The 23,265-nt window shown below is 68.4% G+C and carries 15 protein-coding genes; 9 read left to right on the forward strand and 6 right to left on the reverse strand.

From position 1 onward, the window contains the following. Window positions 1-298: 298 nt before the first annotated feature. The gene (locus tag ACZ6TB_RS24940; protein ID WP_465557487.1) at window positions 299-796 is read left to right on the forward strand and encodes a hypothetical protein; all 498 of its coding nucleotides are present in this window, start codon (window positions 299-301) and stop codon (window positions 794-796) included. Here the strand turns inward: ACZ6TB_RS24940 and ACZ6TB_RS24945 are convergent. Then, window positions 774-1,013, reverse strand: a complete 240-nt coding sequence (locus ACZ6TB_RS24945) for a tyrosine-type recombinase/integrase (protein ID WP_465557489.1) — start codon at window positions 1,011-1,013, stop codon at window positions 774-776. The two genes, ACZ6TB_RS24940 and ACZ6TB_RS24945, sit on opposite strands and share 23 nt — an antisense overlap. A gap of 761 nt (window positions 1,014-1,774) precedes the next feature. Here ACZ6TB_RS24945 and ACZ6TB_RS24950 point away from each other — a divergent pair. Then, window positions 1,775-3,142 (forward strand): aKG-HExxH-type peptide beta-hydroxylase, encoded by a 1,368-nt coding sequence (locus ACZ6TB_RS24950; protein ID WP_465557491.1) that lies wholly within the window; start codon window positions 1,775-1,777, stop codon window positions 3,140-3,142. Window positions 3,143-3,146: 4 nt separating this feature from the next. On the opposite strand, the gene fxsT (ACZ6TB_RS24955) is transcribed toward ACZ6TB_RS24950, so the two are convergent. The 3 genes from fxsT (ACZ6TB_RS24955) to ACZ6TB_RS24965 form a co-directional block, all read right to left on the reverse strand. Continuing rightward, window positions 3,147-7,043, reverse strand: coding sequence for an FxSxx-COOH system tetratricopeptide repeat protein (fxsT, locus tag ACZ6TB_RS24955; RefSeq protein WP_465557493.1), 3,897 nt, complete (start codon window positions 7,041-7,043; stop codon window positions 3,147-3,149). A 108-nt stretch (window positions 7,044-7,151) separates the two neighbouring features. Then, complete coding sequence (gene fsxC, locus ACZ6TB_RS24960; RefSeq protein ID WP_465557495.1) at window positions 7,152-8,324, reverse strand: FxsC protein; 1,173 nt, start codon at window positions 8,322-8,324, stop codon at window positions 7,152-7,154. 145 nt (window positions 8,325-8,469) lie between these two features. Continuing rightward, window positions 8,470-9,060 (reverse strand): hypothetical protein, encoded by a 591-nt coding sequence (locus ACZ6TB_RS24965; protein ID WP_465557497.1) that lies wholly within the window; start codon window positions 9,058-9,060, stop codon window positions 8,470-8,472. A 247-nt stretch (window positions 9,061-9,307) separates the two neighbouring features. On the opposite strand from ACZ6TB_RS24965, the gene ACZ6TB_RS24970 reads away from it, so the two are divergent. Both ACZ6TB_RS24970 and ACZ6TB_RS24975 read left to right on the forward strand, forming a co-directional pair. Next, on the forward strand, window positions 9,308-9,499 hold the full coding sequence (locus ACZ6TB_RS24970) for a hypothetical protein (RefSeq protein WP_465557499.1): 192 nt from the start codon (window positions 9,308-9,310) through the stop codon (window positions 9,497-9,499). Window positions 9,500-9,602: 103 nt separating this feature from the next. Further along, a complete protein-coding gene (locus ACZ6TB_RS24975; RefSeq protein WP_465557501.1) occupies window positions 9,603-10,727 on the forward strand; it encodes an FxsB family cyclophane-forming radical SAM/SPASM peptide maturase in 1,125 nt (374 codons plus the stop codon). Here ACZ6TB_RS24975 and ACZ6TB_RS24980 read toward each other — a convergent pair. Continuing rightward, window positions 10,684-11,508: an AAC(3) family N-acetyltransferase gene (locus ACZ6TB_RS24980; protein ID WP_465557503.1), complete on the reverse strand. Its 825-nt coding sequence runs from the start codon at window positions 11,506-11,508 to the stop codon at window positions 10,684-10,686. The two genes, ACZ6TB_RS24975 and ACZ6TB_RS24980, sit on opposite strands and share 44 nt — an antisense overlap. 80 nt (window positions 11,509-11,588) lie before the next feature. On the opposite strand from ACZ6TB_RS24980, the gene ACZ6TB_RS24985 reads away from it, so the two are divergent. The 5 genes from ACZ6TB_RS24985 to ACZ6TB_RS25005 all read left to right on the forward strand — a co-directional run bounded on the left by ACZ6TB_RS24985 (window position 11,589) and on the right by ACZ6TB_RS25005 (window position 21,982). Beyond that, window positions 11,589-13,373: a RyR domain-containing protein gene (locus ACZ6TB_RS24985; protein WP_465557505.1), complete on the forward strand. Its 1,785-nt coding sequence runs from the start codon at window positions 11,589-11,591 to the stop codon at window positions 13,371-13,373. Window positions 13,374-13,466: 93 nt separating this feature from the next. Then, complete coding sequence (locus tag ACZ6TB_RS24990; protein ID WP_465557507.1) at window positions 13,467-14,702, forward strand: TIR-like protein FxsC; 1,236 nt, start codon at window positions 13,467-13,469, stop codon at window positions 14,700-14,702. A gap of 9 nt (window positions 14,703-14,711) precedes the next feature. Next, window positions 14,712-18,608: an FxSxx-COOH system tetratricopeptide repeat protein gene (gene fxsT, locus ACZ6TB_RS24995; RefSeq protein WP_465557509.1), complete on the forward strand. Its 3,897-nt coding sequence runs from the start codon at window positions 14,712-14,714 to the stop codon at window positions 18,606-18,608. A 675-nt stretch (window positions 18,609-19,283) separates the two neighbouring features. Next, window positions 19,284-20,366, forward strand: coding sequence for an FxsB family cyclophane-forming radical SAM/SPASM peptide maturase (locus ACZ6TB_RS25000; RefSeq protein ID WP_465557954.1), 1,083 nt, complete (start codon window positions 19,284-19,286; stop codon window positions 20,364-20,366). After that, on the forward strand, window positions 20,363-21,982 hold the full coding sequence (locus tag ACZ6TB_RS25005) for an HEXXH motif domain-containing protein (RefSeq protein ID WP_465557511.1): 1,620 nt from the start codon (window positions 20,363-20,365) through the stop codon (window positions 21,980-21,982). The genes ACZ6TB_RS25000 and ACZ6TB_RS25005 overlap by 4 nt, the downstream gene beginning before the upstream one ends. Window positions 21,983-21,986: 4 nt before the next feature. Here the strand turns inward: ACZ6TB_RS25005 and ACZ6TB_RS25010 are convergent, their stop codons facing one another. Beyond that, window positions 21,987-23,255, reverse strand: a complete 1,269-nt coding sequence (locus ACZ6TB_RS25010; protein ID WP_465557956.1) for a DUF4407 domain-containing protein — start codon at window positions 23,253-23,255, stop codon at window positions 21,987-21,989. Between the last annotated feature and the right edge of the window lie 10 nt (window positions 23,256-23,265).

Genomic DNA, 23,265 nt, shown 5'->3' on the forward strand with positions numbered 1-23,265 from the left:
ACCCGAAAAGCGATCGAGGCCCACACCGGGCCCGTGCGAGGTGCAGTCACGGCGTCGGCTGGTCGAAACTCCGCCATTGCCGCCCTGTTGGAGACCGACGCCGGCCGGGTCTTTGTCAAAGGGCTCCCAACTGGGCACACGATGGCCGCCGCTCAGCGCCGCGAGGTGGTGGTCAGCCCGTACGTCGGCCCCACTGTCGCCCGAGCTGCTTTGGCACACCGAGGCTGACGGCTGGACGCTGCTCGGCTACCAGGCCGCAACCGGACGACACGCCGACTACACACCAGGCTCGGAAGACGTGCCCAAGGTCGTCGACGTGCTGCGCCGCCTGGCATTGATCTGGTGTCCGGCCGTACCTCAGCTCAAGCGGGCCGAGAAGCGCTGGGCGGCGTACATGGACCCGGCCGACCTCAGCCTGCTGCACGGCCACACGCTGCTGCACACCGACTACGCCCCCGACAACGTGCTCATCGACGGCGTTGATGCCTGGCTCGTCGACTGGGCTTGGCCGACGCTCGGAGCGGCTTTCGTCGACCCATGCTGCCTCATCGTGCGCCTGATCCACGCCGGGCATGCTCCGAGCAAGCCGAGGCATGCGTGGCTCCGACGATGGCCTGGCAGGATGCCCCTGCGCGCTCGGTGGACGCCTTTGCCGCAGCTCTGGCCAGGATGTGGTCAGAGATCGCGAATCGAACCCCTGCTCCTGAAAACAGCAGATGGCCGCGTCCGCTCGGTCCTGGCAAAGGCACCGCCAGCAGGACTGAGCGCAGCACTCAGCCCGCCCTGCGGGGAATGAGATTGGCGGCGGCGTCCGCGTTCGGTCGGCGCAGTTCAAGGATCACCGAGGTGTACGTGTCCGAGGTGAGCTCGATCGTGGAGTGCCCGAGTACCTCCTGGATCTCCTTCATGTCGGCGCCGCCGTGCCGGAGGTACGTGGCGGCACAGTGGCGCGGGTCGTGCAGCCGCACCGGCGGCAATCCGCTCGCGTTGACGAGGTAGTTGAAACCGGTCACTGACGACCTGCGGATGCCATGGCTGCCCATCCGGCCGGACGAAGAAGAACCCGGTGTTCGCCCACTCTTCCCCGCTCGCCTCTTGGTGGTGCTCCGCTGGTGCTCGGACGTTTGACGACGACCCAGCGCCGACGGAGACGTTCCGGTACGGCGGTGGCTGATGGACCTGGAAATGATCATGGACATGTATGCGGATGGCGCGGACCAGGAAGGACGCGACGCCAACGAGCCGGACCGGCGACCTCCGAGCTAGCACGACGCGCGACTAGCCGGGAGGTAGGTTGCGGAGCGGGCTACGGATCAGAAGGTTAGGGGTTCGAGTCCCTTCGGGCGCGCCGAGTGTCGGGGTGGCCTCTGCTCGCGGAATTCGCGGGCCGGGGCCACTCGGCATATCTGCTCCGGGGGCCGAGCCCTCGGACGCCCCGCGTTGCGATGGGGGCCTGGGTGGATCTGGTCGGGGCTGGGGTCGGGACGGCGAAACCTAACCCCCGAAACCTGACCCCGAAACCTGACCGAATCGCCGCTTGCGGTTGTGGGGGCCTACTGCGCCGTGTCTGCTCTGGGCTTTGTGCGTGTCAGGATTAGGCGTGCGGACGCTGCCGTTGAGCGGGAGAGAGTTCGACAGTTTGGCGTCTGGGCAAGGGTCTGCGTCTGCTCTTGCTCGGCTTGTTGCGGGGCAGGTGGCTAAGCGGCGGCTGCTTGTCTGGGGGGCGGTTCGGGATGCTCGGCGGCTGGGGCTGGCCGTTGAGGAGCCGGTCGGCTTGATTTTGCGGGTGCTTGAGCGCTCCGAGGCTGCCTTTGATGAGGTGGTCTCTCATCCGCAAGTTGATGCTTGGGGAGCTGGGTTTCCGGGCGACGGCGACCTTAGTTATCTGTGTGGGCTTGCGGCGGTGGCGGGGCTGCGGGCTGGGCTGCCGTTCGGCCTGCGGATGGTGGCGGCCGACGGGGTGGTGAATCTGCCGGGGCTTGGGCTTGTCGACACGGATCGTGACTCGTGCCGGCTGGAGTTCGACGGGAGCCGGCTCACCGTTGACGGGGAGCCTGCTCGGCTGCGGCGGCGTCGGATGCTCGATCTCACTGAGCTGGCGGGGCCGGTCGTCGCGCTCGAGGAGCTGGATCGGTATCGCGACCGCTATGGCGAACCGGTGGCGGTGTCGCCGGTCGATGTCGAAGGGTTTGGCGCGCGCTGGCGCGACGCTTGGCTGCTTCTGGCCGGTGAGTTTCCCGGACAGGCTCGGGCCGTGGCGGTGATGCTTCGGTCGTTCGTTCCGCTGGAACCGACCTCGGACGGCATGGAACGCAGCGGCGTCAGCAGCCGGGCCAACGGGTCGATCGCCATCGCGCTGCCGGGCACCTCGTCGGCGATGGCGCGGCTGGTACTGCACGAAGTGCAGCATCTCAAGCTCGATGCGCTGCTCGATCTCGTCGACCTCACCCGGGGCGACGGGCGGTCCCGCCACTACGCGCCCTGGCGAGGCGACTTCCGGCCGGCGCGATCGCTGCTTCAGGGCACGTACGCCCACCTCGGCGTGACCGAGTTCTGGCGGGGCCGCGATGCCCGGCTCTTCGCGTACTGGCATCGGCAGACGACCCGGGCGGCCGCGACGCTGACCACGTGCGGCGAGCTCACCGACGATGGGGAACGCTTCGTCGCCGGGATGCTTGCCACCCTGAGGACCTGGGCGAGCGACCCGGTGTCGGCCGGTGATCGGCACGTGGCCGACGTGTGCGTACGGATGACCGAGCTGGTGTGGCGGCTCGGCCATCGAACCCTGACCGAGGCTGACCTGGTCGCGCTTCGCGCGGCGTGGGAGGCGGGTTCGCCGGCGCCCCCGGGTGTCGAAGGCGAGCTGCGCGCCGGCCGGTCGGGGGACGCGCGCGTGCTGTCGGCGCTCAACGGCGGCCGGCTCACGGACGGCGACCGGGCGCTGCTGGCCGCCGACGATCGTGCCGCCGCCAGTCATTACGCACGGCTGATCGAGGCGGGCGACGGCACGGACGACGACTGGGCCGGCCTCGCGGTGGCGATGACGGCCACGACGAGGCCGGAGGTGGCCCGGGACGTCTACGACGCCGTGCGGCCGGCCGACCCGCGCGACGTTCTGCGCTGGTCGGCCGGAGCCGGATGACCGATCAGGTCGGCTGCAGCTCGATGTCCACGTCGATGCGGCGGGCCTCGGTGGCGGCCACCGCGTACGGGTGTGACGCGCCCAGGATCTCCACGCAGTGTTCCTGAACCCGCGGCAGTTCGGCCCGGGCTTGCGGCCCGTCCCGGCGTTCCCGGGCGCTCAGGGCCAGGTTGACCTCGGCCGCCAAGGTCGTCGGGTGCCGGTCGCCGAGGCGGTCGGTCAGGCGGCGTAGGACGTCGGAGTCGATGTTGTGCGCTTCCTCGAAGCCACCGCTCTTGAAATGACCGGTGGCGACGCTCATCTGGGCGACCAGCGTGTGTGGATGAGCGGGCCCCAGCACCGATTTCAGGCCGGTGGCGGCCTCCTCGGCCAGCGCGCGGGATCGAGTCAGTTCCCCGCCGGCCCGTTCGATCATGGCGAGATTAGCGGCGGCGAGGAACCGGAACGGGTGCCGCGAACCGTGCCGATCACGGAAGTAGTCATGCACCCGCTGGGCATGCTTACGCCCGTCGGCGGGCCGGCCTGACCACCACAGCGCACAGGCCAGCTCAAGTTCGGCCGCGATGGTGTCGGGGTGCTGCGGCAGGGCGAGCGTGACCAGCCGGTCGTATGCCTCGTCGGCCAGCGTGTAGCCACGCACGGGATTGCCGATCAATCGGAGAACCCCAGCCAGATTGGCCGCGATCCGCCAGGTCTGAATGTCATCTTCGGCCGCCTGGCGCTGACGCCCGAACAACTGCTCGAGCATCTCCATGGCTTCGCGTTGGCGGCCGGCCGCGCGCAGGAGACCGGCGAGATTATCCAAGTGGGCCGAGATGCGATAGTCGTTCGGCGTGTACCGCGACACGCTCGCGACAACTTCCTCCGCGACGGGAAGCGCTGCGGTGAAGTCGCCGGTGAGCCGGATGGACAGCGCCAAGTTGTTCAGTTGCATCAGCGTCCGCTCGTTACTCGGACCGAACGCTTCCCGGGTTAGCGGATTGTTCTTCTCATCGAGCTCGCGTGCCCGGCTGAACTCCCCGATGGCCCGCAGCGAGGCGGCCAGGCCGCCGATGGCCATCAACGTGTAAGGGTGTGTCTCCCCGAGGTCGGGTGCCTTGGTCATTCTCTCGACGACGTCGAGGTCGATTTCGTAGGCCCGTCGGGCCTGTCCGCTCTGCCGGAGGATGTTCCCGAGCTCGGACCGAAGCCGGAGGGTGAGCTTGTCGTCCCGGCCGTGCAGCTCCACCCAGCGGTCGTGGACCCGGGTGGCCAGATCCTCGGCGCCGACGAAGTCATTGCGGTAGCGCAAATAGCTGGCCAGGTCGAGGAAGAGCATCCGGACGTCGTTACGCGACGCCTCAACGGCACCGGAAGCCTCCAGGTGGGCCCGCAGCTCCTCGTAGGCCGACCAATTGTCGCGGTCCTCCCGAGGGCCACGGCGGACGCCGGCCAGGATGCGCCACAGCGTCTCGCGTGTGCTCTTCTGCTCCTCCGGGCTCAGCTCGTCGCGGATGATGCTCTGGGTGAGTCGGTGAACGACCGCACCTCCGCCGGTGGCCGTGCTGACCCGGGCGAGCGCGTACCGGCCGATCACGCTGATCAGGGTGCGCTGCAGCAGCGGATCGTCCATGGCCGGGTCGATCTCGGTCAGATATTCCGAGAGTCGCTCGCACTCGAGCAGTCGGGACGGGATTGCCTCCGGAGCCAGAAACGCGAATAGCCGCAGCAGGCGTGCGGCGGCCGGGTTCTCGTGGCTGAGCCGCTCGTACGACAGCCGGACGCTCGCCGTGGTCGAGGCCTGGTTGGGCGGCGCCTGCTGGTCGAGCAGCTGGGCGGTGCGGGTGCCCAGCTCGTCGAGATAGTCGGCCGGGGTGGAGCCGGTCAGGGTGAGCCACGCCGCCGCTTGCTCGAGGGCAAGCGGCAGGTCGCCGAGAGCCTCGGCGATCCGATCCGCATCGTCGGTGTGGAGCCCGCGCACGCGCCTCTGAAGCAGCTCCACGCTCTCGCCCCGGGCGAAGACTTCGACGTCCAGTCGCGGCACGTGGTACTTCTCGGACCAGTGCGGATTGCGCGAAGTGATGATCACGTGCCCCGTTCCCGCTGGGATGAAGTCGTCAAGATCCTCGGGGGAGTCGGCGTTGTCGAACACGATCAGCCACCGCGACGACGGCTCGCCCCGCCGCAACATCTCGCGGACCGCAAGCACTCGCTCCTCGGCATTACCCGGGACGCCGAGCCGCTCGGCCAGTTCGGCGAGGCTGGTGCGGACACGATCGGTCTGCTCGGCCGAGATCCACCACACCACATCGTAGGTGGCGGCGAACCGGTAGGTGTACTCAAGCGCAATCTGGGTCTTACCGACGCCGTTGATGCCTTCGAGCGCCATTCGGCCGCCCTCGATGGGATCGGCCGCCACCAACTGGTCGCGAAGCGCCTCGAGTAGCCGGTGCCGCCCCGAGAAGCTCGCGTTGCGGACCAGCTGGAGATTCCAGTGCCGGGCCTGCAGACGCGGATAGCGAATGCCCTCGTCGGAGTCGTCCGAGGAGGCACGACTGGGGTCAGCCTGGATTTTGAGCGCGTCGAGCACCACGTCGAACGCGCGGTCGTTGCCGATCCTGGTCAGGTCCACCGAGGGATAACGGCGCAAGTCGGCCGGGAGTGGCACCGCCGCGGTCTGAACCGACAGCGCGAAGTCGTCGTCCAGTCCGCCACCGCGACGGCGAAGGGCCTCGGCCAGCTGATCGTTCTCCGGGAACGTGTCGTAGTCGCGGGAGACCAACGTGACGGCTCGGTCGAATTCGTCGAGATCCGGCGCCGCGGCTCCGGCGAAATGCAGTTGCGGATTGTGTCCGCTGCGCAGCAATTGCTCGCCGAGCCATTCGGCATAGACTCGGTCCAGCGGCACATAGTTGATCAAAATGCGGCTCGGCTCGATCGGGTCCGAGCGCTCGAACAGGCGGAGATACCGCTGCCGTACGTTCTCGTCGATCGGCTGGGCCGACACCGGCTCCTCGGCGATTCGCCGGGCCAGGCGCAAATAGGGGGCGAGCAGCGAGTTCTCGAGGTTTGGCAGATCACCGAAGGTTGCCAGGATTTCCTCGTACGCGTAATAGGCGCGATAAGGCAGCTCGATCGTGCCCCAGTAGTCGTCGAGGTCGTGCACACCCGACTGGGTCATCATCGGCAAGAACGTCCGCTGCGCATACGCCCGTCCCCGCTCCAGCCGACGTTGCTCGCCGTCCTCGACCCGCGTGGGCACCGGCAGGATCCGGGGCGTCGGTCCACCTCGCGCCTCGCGAGCCCGCAGGATCGATCTCGCGACGGCGGCGGAACCCTCGACGCTCTGCGTGTTGAGCGTGAAGCAGGCGATCACCATGTCCGGCATCTCCACCGTGCAGATGCCGGCCGTGTCACTGAGCCCCGTGCGGCTGTCGATCAGGACGAAGTCGTATTCCGCGAGCATCTGGCGGCGCAGCTCGGGAAAAAGCTCGCTGCCCCGGGCGCGCCAGAACGCATCCCAGCCGAACGTGCTGACAACCTTGGAATACGGCGGTCCTTGCCGTCCGGCGCCGAGGAAATCCAGGCAGCCGGTGCCGAAATCCCATTCCAGGGACACCGTGTAGTCGCGGAAGTCAGTGATCGCCAGAGGGTCCTCGTCGTCACCCATGGCCGCGTCGGCGAAACGACGGATCATTTCGATCACGCCGTCGGTCTCCCGCAGGTTCTTGTCGCGCAGGAATGGATGGAAGTATCGATGCAGGCCGGGTGACTCGAGATCCCAGTCGATCGTGAGAACTCGGTAACCATTGGCGGCCAAGATCCAAGCGATATTGGCCAGCGCCATCGTCCGCCCGGTGCCGCCCTTGTACGAGTAGAACGTGACGACCTGTCCGGCTGCGCGATTTTCGGGTGCGGTCACACCTAACTCCTCGTCATCCGTGACGTCATCAGAGTGGGTGCACCTGGGGCACCGAGTCCAGCCTAGGGCGAAAGCGCCACCGGCGGCGGTCGACGCTCGGGGTTACATTCAAGGACCACGCAGAATCGGGCGCTCGGTGGCGTCGGCGCCGGATGCCGGGCTGCTGCGGTAGAGCCGGTTCCGGCCTTCCTCGAGCGCCTCGGTCAACTGGCCGTCGAAGCTCTCCGGGGTGGGCAGCTGCCCGAGGTAGAGAGCATCCGCCTGACCGAGAAACCGGGCCAGCGTCTGCCGGACGTCGAAGAGAAGCTCGTCCCGGCTGAGGTCGCTCTCCGGATCGGCGCTGTTGACCGGGACCAGCACGGCCGCGTCGGCCAGCCCGGACCGGTCGGCCTCGGTGAGCCGGCGTCGGCTGCCCGGCAGCCGGGTGGACCACGGGTCCAGCAGCAGGACGACCAGATCGTTGGCCTCCTTGGCCTGGTCGAGTGTCTGCCGCAGGTCCTTGAGGTCGGCCACCTCGGAGCCGAGCAACCGCCCCGCGGCGACCGCCTTGGCCTGATCGATCAGGGGCTGCGGCTGCGCCGGCCGGTAGGGCGCCCACTCGGCGGAATCCTTTCCGTAGTACTCGACCTGAGCCCGGATCTGTTCCATGTCGTCGCGCGACCCGGCCGCCACCACGAACCGCACGTTGCGCGTGCCCCGGACGAGCGGGCCGGCGACGCCGGACTCGGACGGTGCGAACACGTTCGGCGTCCGGAGCGGCGAGGGCAGCGGCCAATACTCGCGCAGCGGATGCAGGCGAGCGGTCTTCACGATCCGCTCGGCCAGCCCGCCCAGGAACGATCGATACTGCGACCGCATCGCCCGCAGTCGCACGAACTGCCGCAGTGGGCGGCGCGGATCGGCCGGGTCGACGGCGACGAAGTCGGGAAAGCCGGCGGGCAGATCACGCAGAGCCGACCAGCGCAGCGGAAGAAGCGACGGCGCCTCACGCCCGGTCTCGTCGCGGAACCGCCGGAGTCGCTCGCGGAAGATCCACCAGTGTCGGCCGGCGCCGGCATTGAGCAGCAGCCGCGGCGAACACAGCGGCAACCACACCTGGCAGGTGGCCAGGGCGCTGGCATCGGCGGCCGGCCAGGCGGCGACCCCGGGATCGAGATCGGCGGCCAGCACGCCGGCGTCGACCCGGCGGCCCACCCCGGCCAGAGCGGCGACCTCGCGGCAAAGATCGCGAAAGAATTCCTCGACGTACGTGTCGTCGTCACCGCGGACGTAACTGATCATGAAGTACGGTACGTGCTCCTCGGGAGCCGCTGCCGTTTTCGATGTCAGATCACGCATCAGGCAGTCGTCCGCTCGGCGGGGAGAGGCAATGGGACGGTCATGTCCCTGAGGACAATAAAAGGCCGACGCCCCACTTCCCGGGCCATTAGTTTGTCGCACTTCCGACAGCGAACCGGTCGGTCAGCAGCCGCGGCGGCCGACGCGTGGGTTCGACGCTCGGGCGGCCCAGGCGCTCCGAGCCGGTCGGCCAGATGCGGACAACCGGAACCGCGCGTCGCTGCGCCAGGGCGACCGCGTGCGCAGTTGAGCCGGGACGCTCGTCCGCCACGCCGTCCCACACCGCGATCAGAAGCCGGCACCGCTCCAGGAGTTGGATGTTGGCCAGCGCGTAGGCGGCGGGATCGGTGTGGTCGAGCTCCGCCGGCATGACCTCGACGGCGCCCGCCAGCAGATCGTCGAAACGGCGACGTTGGCGGCTCCGAATCACCCGTTCGCGGTAGTCGCGTGCGGGCACGATCACGTCGTAGGTGCCGCCGAGTTCGCGAATCACCTCGACGAACATCTGATCGGGGCCGGGCGCCAGGCAGCTGATGCCATGCAACGGAGCGGATGACCTGCGCAAATGGTCGGCCAGTGCGCGGCGGACCAGCGGTGTCGTACGGCGTCTGAGGTGGATGTGACCGGTGATACCCACACCGAGCACGGCGTCCACCTCCTTCCGGAAATACCGGCCCATCAGCGACGCCTCGCCGCAACCCGTTAACGGAAAGTCAGCGAGTACTCCAACCTTAGACGCTCAATAGTCGCTCCGGCTGTCAAGGTGAGAATTTAGCGATCCGCGTTTGATTTGGCTATCAGCTTGATCTAAATGACATCCATTCGACACCTATCTATAGGCCTTCGGTATGGTCGGCGCTGGACGATCGGCTGGTTGCCGCGTCAGACTCAGGGCGAGGAGAGCCGCCAGCGGGGAGTTGATATTGATGCGCAGCCATGAGGAGCAGAGCCCTCGAATCGTCCTGCCGGACATCAGGCAGGAGTTCGCCAAGCTGCTCGCCGGCGAGGCGGCGTCGGGGACGCCGTTGGACGAAGCGGTGGCACGAATCCGGCGCGGAGAGCACGCGTCCGGATTCACGAGTGTCGCGCCCGACCTGCCGGGTAGCGAGACCGGGTGAGCGGATCGTTCTTCGTCAGGTCGTTCCGGCAAACCACGTCCGATCGGCTTGGCCGGGATGCGGCGTGACTCGATCCGGGCCGGACAGGCCGTTCAGTGAGATCGTGGTCAAGATTCACGGTCGATGCAATCTCGCGTGCGATTACTGCTACGTGTATCGGCATCAAGATCAGAGTTGGCGGCACAAGCCGGCGGCCATGAGCCGAGAAATGATCAATGCGTTGGCTCGGCGGCTCGGGGAGCATGCCCGAGTTCACCATCTCCCCGGCCTTAGGGTGGTTCTGCACGGTGGCGAGCCGCTGCTTGCCGGCGTCGACCTTCTTACCTACGCGGTCGACGCTGTCAGGGCTGCCGTCCCATCCGGAACCGAGGCGCGATTCGTCGTACAGACCAACGGCGTCCTGCTCGACGACCGGGCCCTGCGGGTTCTTGACGATCTGGACGTGCGCGTCGGGGTCAGCCTGGACGGCTCGCGGGCGACCAACGACCGCCATCGGCGCTTCGCCGGCGGGCGCAGCAGCCACCCCGCCGTCGTCAAGGCGCTGGACCTGCTGCGGACCGACCGCTTCCGCCACCTCTATGCCGGGATCCTGTGCACGATCGACGTCCACAGCGACCCGATCGAGACCTACGAGCATCTCCTCACGTACGCGCCGCCGGCTCTTGATCTTCTGCTGCCGCACGGCAATCGGGTCAGCCCGCCGCCCGCCCGCCCGGTCGACGAGCGGCGGTCGGCCTACGGGTCGTGGTTGATCTCGGTGTTCGACCGCTGGTACGGCGCTCCCCGGGTGGAGACCCGGATCCGCCTGTTCGAGAGCCTGCTCGACCTGCTGCTCGGCGGGCACAGCGGCACCGAGGCTCTCGGCCTCGATCCGATCGACATCGTCACGGTGGACACCGACGGCTCGATCGAGCAGAGCGACATCCTCAAGACCGCCGCCGAGGGCGCCGCGGCGACCGGGTTGCACCTGCTCACGTCGTCGTTCGACGAGGCCGCGGCCCATCCGGGCATCCGGGCGCGGCGGGCCGGGCTGGCCGGCCTGGGTCCCGACTGCCGGGCCTGCCCGGTCGTCCGCATCTGCGGCGGCGGCCTGTACGCCCACCGCTACGACGGCGCCGGCTTCGCCAATCGCAGCGTCTACTGCCCCGACCTGTACGACCTGATCGCCCACGCGCACGGACGGCTCACCGCCGACCTCGAGCGCCGCCGGCGCCTCGGTTTTGGGTGAACCACTTCCCGGCGTAGGCGACCGCGTCCGCGACGGCGAAGAGCCGGCATCGAGCCGCCCCGACCTGGCCGGTCACCACCGCGTCGGTCGCCCGCTCGAAGTCGTGGCCGAGGCGAGCGAAGTCGTGATCGTCGAGCACGACGTCCTCGTACTCGAGCCAGCGCCGCCCGCCGTCGGGCGTCCGGACCGCGCACGCGTACGTGCGTCGCGGAGGCTCCGGCTGCCGATACTCGGCCAGGTGGAACGCCGTCGCCTGGGCGAAGCCGACGCCGAGCAGCAGCGTGGCCGCGTTGATCGCGTCCAGCGCGGCGAGCGGGGACTCCTCGCCGAGGTGGCAGTCGGTGTCGTGGCGGCTCATCAGCTCGGCCGCTCGTGGCCCGATGGCCGCGAACGACGTCTGCGGGTGGGTGCTGCGAACGGCGCCGGGCCAGGTGCGGACCTGCTCGGCGATCACCCCGACCCGTACGCTCGGGCTCCGCGCCGGATCGAAGCCCGGCAGCGTGTCGCGAATGGCCGGCCACCAGCTCTCCGGCGGCCGCGGTGTCCAGGTCGACGGGTCCCGGTTGTCCGCGGTCTGGCTGGGCACGACCAGCGTCCCGTCCGGGCCGAGCACGTCCAGCAGCGCCTGCACGACCGCGAGCGCGCCACCGCTGACCCAGCCGAGCGAGCTCAGCGACGAATGCACCAGCAGCACGCCGCCCGGACGGACGCCGAGCGCCCGCAGATCGGCCGAGATCGATTGACGCGTACGCGGCGCCGGACCGCCGTAGTGGATCACCACCAGTGGATTGTGGCATCGATGACGTCGTAAGGTAATCATCCCATCGCTGTACGTTGATCGGCCGAAGCTCGGGGGTGGCGGTGGCGACGTCCGACGAACGACGGGACTGGTCACGCGCCGTCGGCCAGGTCTGGTGGTTCCTCTTCCCGGCCATCGCGATCACCGCGGCCGTACTCGGCTTCCTCGGGATGTCCACGCTGCTGGCCGGCCAGACCGACTACGCCGACGACGTCTGGGATCGGCTCTACTACACCGCCCAGCTGTTCGTCCTCGGCGCGCCGCCCCTCGACAACGGCGGGAGCCTGCCGCCGTCGTTGCAGGTCGCCCGCTTCCTGGCCCCGGCCGTGACGGTCTATGCGGTGATCGAGACGATCCGGCTGCTGTTCGCGGCGGAGCTGGTGCGCCTGCGAGCCCGGCACTCCCGCGATCACGTGATCGTGTGCGGCGACGGCCTGGTCGCCGACGCGTTGACCGCGCGGCTGGCCGGCGGGCGGCGCCGGGTGGTCCGGGTGGTGCGCCCCGAGGAGCGTGCGGTCGGCCGCCGCCGCCAGTTGTTCGTGCCGGGCGACTCGAGCCGTGCCGACCTGCTGCGCCGCGCCGGCATTCTGCGGGCCGAGACGCTCTACATATGTTCCGAGGACACGGCGCGCAACCTCTCCATAGTGCTGACCGTCGCCGCGCTGCCGCGGCGGGTTCCGCTGACGGTGCACGTGCAGGTCGACGACCCCGAGTTGTGCCTGGCGCTGCAGGCGCGCCGGCTCGGGCGGCGCGACCCGGACCGGCTCAACGTCAACTTCTTCAACTGGCACGAGCAGGCCGCGCACCAGCTGCTCACGGTCGGGCGTCCGCCGCTGTACGGGGACCGGGGCACGCGGGTGATGGTGGTGGGCGCGTCGTGGTTCGCCCGCGCGCTGACGGTCGAGCTGGCGCGCATCTGGCGGCTGTGCCAGGCCACCGCTCCCCTCGAGGTGATCGTGGTGGACGCGACCGCGACGTCGGCCGTCGAGCGCCTGCGCCGGCTCTATCCGTTCATCGACGAGGTGTGTCAGTTCACTATCCGTGACCAGGACGTGGTGACCATGCTCGACGGCGACCTGCCCGACGAGCCGCCCGATCGGGTGTACATCTGCTGCGACGACGAGGAGGTCGGGCTCAAGCTCGCGCTGACCATGGACCACTTCTGGCGGGGCGGCCCCCGCTCGGTGATCGTCCGGCTCGGGCAGCTGGGTCGTCTGCGGCAGGCCTTCTACGGTCCCGGCGAACGCCTGCTCGATCCGGTCTCCGGGGCGCTGGACCTGTTCGACGCGTTGCGGGCCGGCATCGACCCCGATCGGCGCGAGGACAGCCTCATCGAACGGCTGGCCAAGGCCATCCACGACCGCTACCTGCTCCAGCAGGTGCGATCCGGCGTCGCCGTGGGCTCGGCGCCGGCCATGCGCGAGTGGGCCGATCTCGCCGAGCCGCTGCGGGTCGGCAACCGGGCCCAGGCCGCGGATATCGGCACCAAGCTGTACGAGGTGGGCTGTGCCCTGGCCCCGAATCCGGTCTGGGGCGACCCGGTGTGCCTGACCGCCGAAATGATCGAGCGCCTGGCCGAGCTCGAGCACCGGCGCTGGTGCGCTTTCCAGCGGGACGCCGGGTGGAAGCGTGCGGGCACCCGCGACGAGATCACGAAAGAACACCCGGATCTGGTCGAGTGGGATCAATTGTCCGAGGCGGCTCGCGAAAAAGATCGAGACACCATCCGGCAGTTGCCCGAGCTACTGGCGGATGCCGGTTTCCGCATAGTGCGGGTGCGCCATGATCCCGAAACGATCCTGCGCCCGGGCGTCGCCGACGGCGAGAGTGCGACGGTCAACTTTTAGACCGCCGTGCTATCCACCAATCGTCCTGATCAATATACTGACCGTAATGCGGCACCGTCCGCCGCCGGGGTTCGAGCCTTAGCCGGAGAACGCGTGCTGTACTTCTTCCTCAGTTACGCTCGCGGGAGCGACGACTTCTACGTGCGCGATTTCTTCAACGATCTGTGCGTTGAGGTGCGCCTTCTCGTCGGCCTGCGGGAAGACGAGGAGGTCGGATTTCTCGACAACGAGAACATCCAGGCGGGTGACCTCTGGGCGGCGACGTTAGTGCAGGCCCTTTCCCGCTGCCGTTCGTTCCTGCCGCTCTGTTCTCCGCGCTTTTTTCAGAGTGAACCGTGCGGCCGGGAGTGGGCGATCTTCGAGGCGCGGATCCGCCGCCATCAGCAGCTTTATCAGACGCGGCCGTCCACGCTGATCCCGCTGCGGTGGGTGCCGTCGAAGCTCATGCCCGACTTCGCCGCCCGCCTGCAGTATTTCGTCGAGCCGCAGCTCGAGGGCCAGCAGGCCAACCCCGGCGTTCGCCAGTTGATGCGGCTGTCGCGCAATCGCGACGACTATCTCGAGTTCGTCACGAGGCTGGCCCGGCGCATCGTGGACGCGGCACACGACGACCCGTTGCAGGACGGACCGAACGATCTCGACTGGCCCGCCCTCCGGAGTGCGTTTCCGCTCCCGGAGCCGGATCCGCTGCCCCCGGCGATCAACGGGGTGCCGGTCGGCGACAGTGCCAAGCAGGTGCATTTCGTGGTGTCCGCGCCGACCGCGGAGTCGGCCGCCGAGCCGGTCGTCGGGCGGCACGACGTCTCCTACTACGGCAACGATCCGACGGACTGGGCCCCCTATCGCCCGCAGTCGCCGGAGCCGATCGCCACGTACGCCATGCGGATCGCGTTCCAGGCCGACCTCCAGTCCCGGGTGATCTCCGTTGACCGGCTGGACGAGACCCTGGCCGAGGCGCGCGACAAGAACCAGGTCGTGGTGATCCTGGTCGACGCCTGGAGCACGAAGATCCCGCAGAACCGCGAGATCCTGCAGCGATACGACGGGCGGACCGAGCCCTCGGCCGCGGTCATGATCCCGGTCAACAGCGCGGACGAGGAAAGCCACAACCACGCCCGGGAGCTGGACGAATCCGTTCAGCAGACGTTCCCCCGCAACTGGCGCCGGCGGGACAACTCGCGTTTTCATCGACGCGTCCTCGACCTCAAGAACTTCGAGCCGGTGCTGCAGACGGTCCTGGCCGAGTCACAGAACCGGATCTTCGCCGATCCGGTGATCCGTCGGACGCTGCCGCCGCCGGTCGAGCGACCGATCCTCGAAGGTCCCTAGGGGGCGACGATGAGCAACGGGCACATCGTGACTTTCTACTCCTACAAGGGTGGTACCGGCCGGACCATGGCGGTCGCCAACACCGCCTGGCTGCTGGCCAGCAACGGCCTCCGCGTGCTGGTCGTCGACTGGGACCTGGAGTCGCCGGGCCTGCACCGCTACCTGCACCCCTTCCTGGTCGACAAGGCCCTCACGGCCTCCCCGGGCGTGATCGACATGGTCCGGGACTTCGCGGCCGCGGCCGTCGAGCCGGGCCACGGCTCGGGCGACGACTGGATCCGCGAGCGGGCCGCCGTCCTCGACTACGCGGTGTCGCTCACCTGGTCCGAGTTCCCCGACGGGGGCGGGATCGACCTGTTGCCCGCGGGTCAGCAGGACCGCTCGTACGCTCGCAAGGTCAGCACGTTCGACTGGGCCAGCTTCTGGGAGCGGCTGGGCGGGGGCGCGTTCATCGAAGCGCTGGTCCAGGACATGCGCCAGCACTACGACTACGTGCTGGTCGACAGCCGTACCGGCCTCAGCGACAGCGCCGGGATCTGCACCGTGCAGCTGCCCGACACGGTCGTCAACTGCTTCACCCTGAGCACCCAGAGCATCGACGGCGCCGTGTCCGTGGCCCAGTCGATCACCGCTCAGCGCGATCGCCATCCGGTGCGCATCCTGCCGGTGCCGATGCGGGTCGAGGACGCCGAACAGGTCAAGCTCGACGCCGGCCGCGACTACGCGCGCAGTGAGTTCCGGCCGTTCCTCACCGCCACCGGGGAGGCGGCCGAGCGCTACTGGGGCGACGTCGAGATTCCGTACAAGGCATTTTTCGCGTACGAGGAGACGCTCGCCCCGTTCGCCGACCGGCCCCTGCTGGAGAACTCGCTGCTCGCCGCGTACGAGCGCCTGGTCGGCTGGATCACCGCAGGCCAGGTTCGCAAGCTTACGCCGATGGACGACAAGCTGCGCCGCGACTGGCTCGTCCAGTTCGAGCGACGCCGCGCGACGGTGACCTCCGAGGTGCTGATCAGCTACGCCCCGCCCGACCGCATGTGGGCCGAGTGGATCTCCGCCGAGCTGACCGCGGTGGGGTTGCACCCGACCCTGCTGGATGCCGAGTTCGCCGGGAGCAGCGACTTCGAGACCGAGCTCGACCGGGTGCTGGCGGGCGCCCGGCACGCGCTGTTCCTGCTCTCCCGGGACATGGTCAACTCGCCGCACGCGCTGTCGGCGTGGCGCCAGATCATTCGCCGGGAGACGGGCAGCCGCAAGCCGCTGATCCCGATCCGGATCGACGGCACCCGGCTGGAACCGCCGTACAACAGCCGGGTCGCCACCGACCTGGCCGGCACCTCGGCCGAGCGCGCCCGGGAGTTGCTGGCCGGCGCGGTCGGCGTGGCGCCGGCCCCGGCCCAGGCGGTGCGGACCGGCCCACGTTTCCCGGGCACGCTGCCGCCGATCTGGAACGTCCCGCAACGCAACGCGGACTTCACCGGCCGCGGCGCGACGCTGGAGCAGCTACGCGACCGGCTGTCGGCCAGCGTGACGGCGGTCGTGCCGCAGGCGCTGTTCGGCCTCGGCGGCGTCGGCAAGACCCAGCTGGCGATCGAGTACGCCCACCGCTTCGCCGCCAACTACGACATGGTGTGGTGGATCTCGGCCGAGCAGCCGCACCTGGCCCGCTCGGCGCTGGCCGATCTGGCGCAGGAACTGCATCTGGAGCGCGGCGAGAACCTCGACGAGACGGTGCGGGTGGTCGGCGAGGCGTTGCGGCAGGGTCGCCCGTACCAGAGATGGCTCTTGATCTTCGATAACGTCGACCAGCCGGAGACCATCCGCGACATCATTCCCCAGGGCGCCGGCCACATCTTGCTGACGTCCCGCAACCAGGCGTGGAACCAGGAGGCGCGGGCGGTTCAGCTCGGCGTGTTCGACCGAGCCGAGTCGATCTCTCTCCTGACCCGGCGGGTGCGGCATCTGGATCGCGCGGACGCCGAGCAGGTGGCCGATCGCCTGGGCGACCTGCCGCTGGCCATCGAGCAGGCCGCGTCGTGGCTGAACACGACGGCGATGGACGTGCCCCGATACCTGGAGCTGCTGGACACCCAGCTGATGCGGATGCTGGACGAGAACCCGCCGCTGGGCTACGAGAAGACGACGGCAGCGACCTGGTTGCTGTCGCTGGACCGGTTGCGCGAGCGGACCCCGGCCGCGGCGAAGCTGCTGGAGGTCTGCGCCTTCTTCGCGCCGGAGCCGATCTCGACCAAGCTGATCTACAGCAGCCGGATGACGCAGGTGTTGCTGCCGTTCGACCCGACGCTGCGCGATCCGATCCTGCAGGGGCGGCTGATCCGCGAGATCGGGCGGTACGCACTGGCCGCCACGAATACCGCACAGACCAGCATCCAGATCCACCGCTTGGTCCAGGCCGTGATCAGCAACAGCCTCGACCCGGCGACGCGCGCGCAGAACCGCACCGACGTTCAGCTCGTGCTGGCGTCGTACGACCGCGGCGACCCCGACCTCCAGGAGAACCACCCGGCATACGCAACGCTGTGGCCGCACCTCCGCCATTGCGGCGCCCTGGAGTCCGAGGATCCCGCGGTACGTCAGCTGGTCGTGGAGATGGCTCGTTATCTCCACCAGGTCGGCGACTTCTCCAGCAGCCAGCAGCTCGCCGAGGAAGCACTGGCGACCTGGCGCGACAGATTCGGCGACGATTCGACGACCCTGCTGATGGACTTCACCCTGGCCAATGTGCTGCGGCTTCAAGCCCGGTTCCAGGACGCCTACGAATTGGACAGACGCGCGTTCGAGTTGCTCAGCGAGAGAGTCGGCACGGATCATCCGTACACGGTGATGGTGGCCGGAAGCCTCGGCGCCGACCTACGCGCGCTTGGTCGCTACGCGGAAGCTCTGACGCTGTCGGAGGAGGCGTCGAGGATGGCCACCGAGGTGTTCGGTGAGGACCATCGTCGAACGTTGATGGCCGGCAACAACGTCGGAGTCTCGCTCCGGCTGGTGGGGAATTTCGCCCGAGCCCTCGACATCGACGAGGAGGTCTACGACCGGAACCGGCGGACCGTCGGTCCCGACGATCGCAACACGCTGAGCTGCGCCGACAACTATGCCCACGATCTGCGAGCGGTCGGTCGTTTCCGCGAGGCACGGGAGCTCCTGGAGACGACGCTCGCGAGGTCCCGGGTGGTACTTGGAGAGAACAGCCTGCTGTCGCTTCGCTTTGCCCGGGGTTTGGCCACGACATTGCGTAAGCTGGGCGAGTTCATAGCGGCCCGAGCGTTGACCGACGACACGCTGCGCCGCTATCGAGAGACGCTCGGCTCCGAGCATCCGGAGGCATCGGCCTGTCTGATGAACCGGGCCTGCGAGGAATCGGCGCTGGGTCAGTTCGTGGACGCCCGTCGCACCGCGGAGCAGGCGACCGCCGGCCTGCGCCGTGCCTACCCCGCCGATCACCCCTTCGTCCTGGCCGGCTTGAACAACGTCGCCGTCTTCACGCGGCAGGCGGGCGGAGCGAGCGAGTCTCGCGCGCTGACCGAGAGCGTGCTCGAAAGCTTCCGGGCTACGGTGGGGTCGGAACACCCCTACACCCTTTCGGCGCAGGTCAATCTGGCCAACGAGCTGTTCGACGCCGGCGAGTACGCGTCGGCGCTGGAACTCGACGAGCAGACATGGCAATCGATGACCGTCGTGCTTGGCCCGAACAATCCCGACACGCTCGCGGGGGCCAGCAACGTCTCGATCAGCCTGCGGACCGCGGGCGACGACCGCCGGGCCGGCGAGATCCGGACCGACGTCCTCGCTCGTGCGCCGGAAGTGCTTGGACGCGACCATCCCAACGTCCTGGCGATGCGTGAGAGGCGCCGTCTCAACTGCGACATCACGCCGCCGACTACCTGACGCGCCGAACTGCCCCTAGGCTTAAGACTAGCTCACGAAAGGCGGAAATCGGACGCTGCGCTCAGGCCGTCAGTTGTCCTATCGGCTGCGCCGAAGCGGGCGTTTAGCGGCCTGAACAGCGACAAAGGCGCGGTCGCCCCTCGCAAGATCTCGATTTGGCCGCTAACTATGATTTGGGTACGACGGAGCACGTCTTGTGATTTACTCAACCGGCTCACTCTGCGCAGCGAGCCGGACAGTTCGCCTGCTCCGCCGTATCAACCTTAAATACTGGGCTCTGCGAGGTTCGATCATGCGTGGCGATACAGATGGTGGACTCGAGGTCAAGTCGGACCTACCGAACGTGTCCCGCTCATCGATACAGACGCTCCAGCAGAGGCCTGTGCTCCGCGGTGTACTCACCCGCCGGTTCTTGCACACCCAGCATTCGTTCTCTCCATTCCAGTCATACCTTGGCGAAGAGTCTGAATCAACCCGCTATGCGAGGTAAGCCGCTATCGAGGTAGCCGAAGTGCCGCCGAGCACCGCGACGGGCCGGCGACGGTGATGAGGCATTCGCGCTGTCCAGCGCCGACCGCCATCGAGTGAACACGGTGGCCCGAATGCGGGGATTCACTGGGCGAAAGCGGCAACGCCTGGAATGATGCGCGGGTGCCCGTTACGGTCCGTCAGATCGTGTTGAAGTTGCATAGCCGATGCAACCTTTCGTGTACGTACTGCTACGTATACCACAGCGTTGACCAGGGATGGACTCGTCAGCCCTTCACAATGAGTGAGGTAACTCGGCAACGAGTTGCCGATCGGATCGCCGAGCACGTCGAGCGTCATCAGCCAACCGACCTGTCCGTTGTCCTTCACGGCGGCGAGCCTTTGATGGCGGGGCACGATGCGGTCGCCGACACGCTCGCCGCTCTTCGAGCGGTCGCACCGTCCGGTATGCGGATTCACTTCGGGATCCAGACCAACGGCGTCCTGATCGACGATCGCTTCCTCGAGATCTTTCACGAGTATGGCGTCCGTGTCGGCGTAAGCCTCGATGGTGGAGCCGCCGCCAACGACAGGCACCGCGTCTACCTCAGCGGTCGAGGATCGTACGACCGGGCCGCGGCGGGGCTGCGGAAGCTGGTCCGGCCGGAGCACCGCGACATCTATAGCGGCATCCTCTGCACTGTCGATGTGCGCAACGATCCGGTCGGGGTTTACGAGGATCTGCTGGCCTTCGACCCACCGGCGATCGACCTGCTGCTGCCTCATGGAAACTGGACCACGCCGCCGCCTCGGCCCGCCTCCGGCATGCCGTATGCGGACTGGCTCATCGCCGTCTTCGACGCCTGGTACAGCGCACCGGTCGCCCGTACGCGAATCCGGCTGTTCGAGTCGATGATGATGCGCATGCTCGGGGGACAGAGCAACACCGAGGCCATCGGCGGCGACCAGCCGGGCGTCGTCGTTATCGAGACCGACGGAAGCTACGAGCGGACAGACTCGCTCAAGACCACAGTGGATGGTGCCGCGGCAACCGGCTTGGATGTCACGCACGACTCGTTGGACGACGTCATGGCACTGCTCGACGTTCCTCGTACGGTGGCCAAGAAATGCCAGGAGTGTTCGGTCTTCGAGATATGTGGCGGGGGCCTGCGAGCCCATCGTTACAAGGATGGGACGTTCAACCATCCGTCGGCCTATTGCGACGATCTGTACGCGGTGATTCGGCATGTTCAGCAGCGCGTCAGGGCCGATCTGACGGCTATCCGATGACGACCAACTTCGTGCTCAGCGGCGAGCAGTTCGAGGGGCTGGCCGCCGGATACGGCACCCCGGACGCGCTCGCGATCCTGCGCGACGGCCAAATGGCCAAGCGCAAGCTTCTGCTGTCCGAGGTAATCGCGCGGCACGGCTCATCGCCGGCCTCGGAGTTGCTGTTTCGAGCCGAGACCGCTTGTCCCGCCGCCGTCGAGCGCGTGCTGGGCCATCCGCATATCGACGCATGGGCAGTTCAGGCCCTGCATACCGATGGCGGCGTCGGCTATCTCGCCCAGGTGGCCGCGGCGGCAGCGATCGGTGCGGCGTTGACCTTCGAGATCGGCGTGCCGGTCATGCACGGTGAGCTTTATCTGCCTGGTCTGGGCGCCGCCACCGTGACGACAGAAGACCAGGTGGTCGTGCGACGCGACGAGTCGGGTGTCGTCACCATCGGGCACGTGCGGCTGGGCGGCTCCGGCTGGGCTGCCGCGCGTCCCGTCGCTCTCGAACGCGACTTCGAGCTCTTGATCGAGGATCAGGAGCCTTACCGGGACGTGTACCAGTGGCGGCCGCAACCGCGTCTGGACGACGGCTTGGCCGATCGCTTCGCATCGCTCTTGCGCGAGGCATGGCAGATCCTGACAGCGCGGCATAGCGAACACGCGGCGGCAATGCGTGTTCTGCTGCGTGTCGTGGTTCCGCTGATGACGCCGGCATCCGGCGGCAACGTCAGCGCAGCCTGCCGCCAGGCTTCCGGTTCGGTGGCGGTCGGGATCCCGCCGACGGCCGAAGACCTCAGCCTTCTCCTGCTCCACGAGTTCATGCACATGAAGCTGGATGCCCTCCGCGACCTCGTCGACCTGCACCACGACGAGGCCAAGGGGCGGTTCCTCGCACCGTGGCGCATGGACCCTCGCCCGGTCGGAGCCCTCATGCAGGGCATCTACGCGCACTTCGGCGTGACCGACTATTGGCGGCGGCGACGTCGTACGCCCGAAGCGCCGTCCGTCGCCGACGTCGAGTACGCCTACTGGCTTCGGCAGAACTGGCTGGCGATCGAGACGCTGGCTCGATCGGGCGAACTGACCCCGCTTGGCGAGCGTTTCGCGGCCGGGCTACGCCATTCGCTCGAGTCCTGGCAATCGGACGAGGTGCCGCCGGAAGTGAGCCGTGCCGTCGACGCGATGGTGCTGGCGCAAACGATCCGCTGGCGTCTGCGCAACTGGCGTCCCGATGAGTCGGAGGTGAACGACCTGGTCGCCGCCTGGGAAGCCGGTCGAAAACCGCCGGCGATCGAACAGTCCGGGTTGCTCAGGGCGGATGCTCGAAGCGAGGCTTCCGGCATGCCGGGCATCGTCGGCGTCATCCGCGGCGCGCTCGCCGGCCGCCGACCGGAGGACGCCGCCGATCAGGCATATGTGGACGGCGACACCGCCAGCGCCTCTCGTCGGTACGCCGAGCGGCTTGTCGCGGTCGACGGCGACGAGGCGTGGGTCGGCTTTGCGCTGGTCGTGGGCGTGCCGGTCGTACATCAACGACCCGACCTGCTCCGAGCTCTGGCGCGCCGAGCTCAGGCGCGCGGAACGGCGGCCGACCCGATAGCCCTGGCCGAGTGGCTCGGCGCGAGCTAGGGCGTCACGGCTGTTTCATGAAGGTTCGGGTGTCGGCCATCGCCCGGGTGAAGGCCTCCCGGTCCAGGTCGCGGGCGCGGAGGATGTCGGTCTCGGTCACCGCCTCGTCGGTGCCGGTGGAAGTTGTTCGCAGGCGGCGCGCGGAGTGTTCGAAGTCGGCCACGTGGCGGGTGCGGGCGGCCAGGAGGGTCAGCGGGACCTGGGCGATCACGTCCATCTCGCCGAGCAGGCGTTCGGCTCGGGCGGACACGCGGGCCAGCGCCTCCTCGGTCGGGCCGATCACGGTGCGGCGGGCCAGCTGGATCGCGACCGCCTTCTCCAGGCGGGTGTCGCGGACCTGCTCGTACTCGGCGGCCGGCGTGGTGATCTTCATGAGGACGGGCAGGATGTCGACGAACACGAAGAAGACGATCATGAAGAGCTCGACGACCAGGACATGCGGTTCGCGTTTCTCCAGCTGGGCCAGGGCGGAGACCCGGGCCAGGTAGTCATGGCTGAAGTGGGCGTCGATGTCGGCGATGTCGTCCGTCGACTGGGTCCGGATCGCGGCCACCCGGTCCCGATACCGGGTGGCCGCTCCCCCGTCGGCCGTGGTGGCGGCCGCGATCTGGCGGTCCAGGGCGGCGATCTCGCCCTGCACCGAGGTGATCTGGCGTTGCAGGTCGCGGCAGCGTGGGCCGCAGTCCGGCTCGCCCGAGCTGATGCCGCACGGCAACGCCTTCTGGACGTTGCTCTGCTCGTACGTCTTGAGCCGGCGCAGGCAATCCACCTCGGCCAGCCGGGCCGTCCGGCGATCCACCAGCGGCGCAACGGAAGCCGCCGGTTTGGCTTCCGAAGCGACGTCGCGCTCGGCCTGCTGCCGGCGGATCTGCACGGCGTCCCGGCGGTTCTCGTCGATCGTCTGGGTGATGCTGTCGTTGAACCACAGCAGTACGAGCGGATGCGCGACCGCGATGCCGACCAGCACCGCGAACAGCAGGCGCGCGATGATCGGCACGGTGCGGCCGTGCCCGGGCAGCGCCGATTTGTGCAGCGTCGCGACGAGGTAGCGGTCGATGGCCAGGACGATGCCGCCCCAGACCAGCCCGGCCGCAATGTAGATCAAAGGGCGGGCGGTCAAGGTCGAGATCGCGTACGTCATGGCGAAGCACCCGAGCACGGCCGGAACCACGGTGAGCGCGCCGAGCGCGGCGAACCGGATCGACTCGGTCTGCCGCAGCGGACCGCAGTCGTCGAGGATCACCGGGTCGGCCCCGGACACCCAGTGGAGCATGCGACGCACT

The sequence above is a fragment of the Actinoplanes sp. NPDC051537 genome (assembly GCF_055586105.1).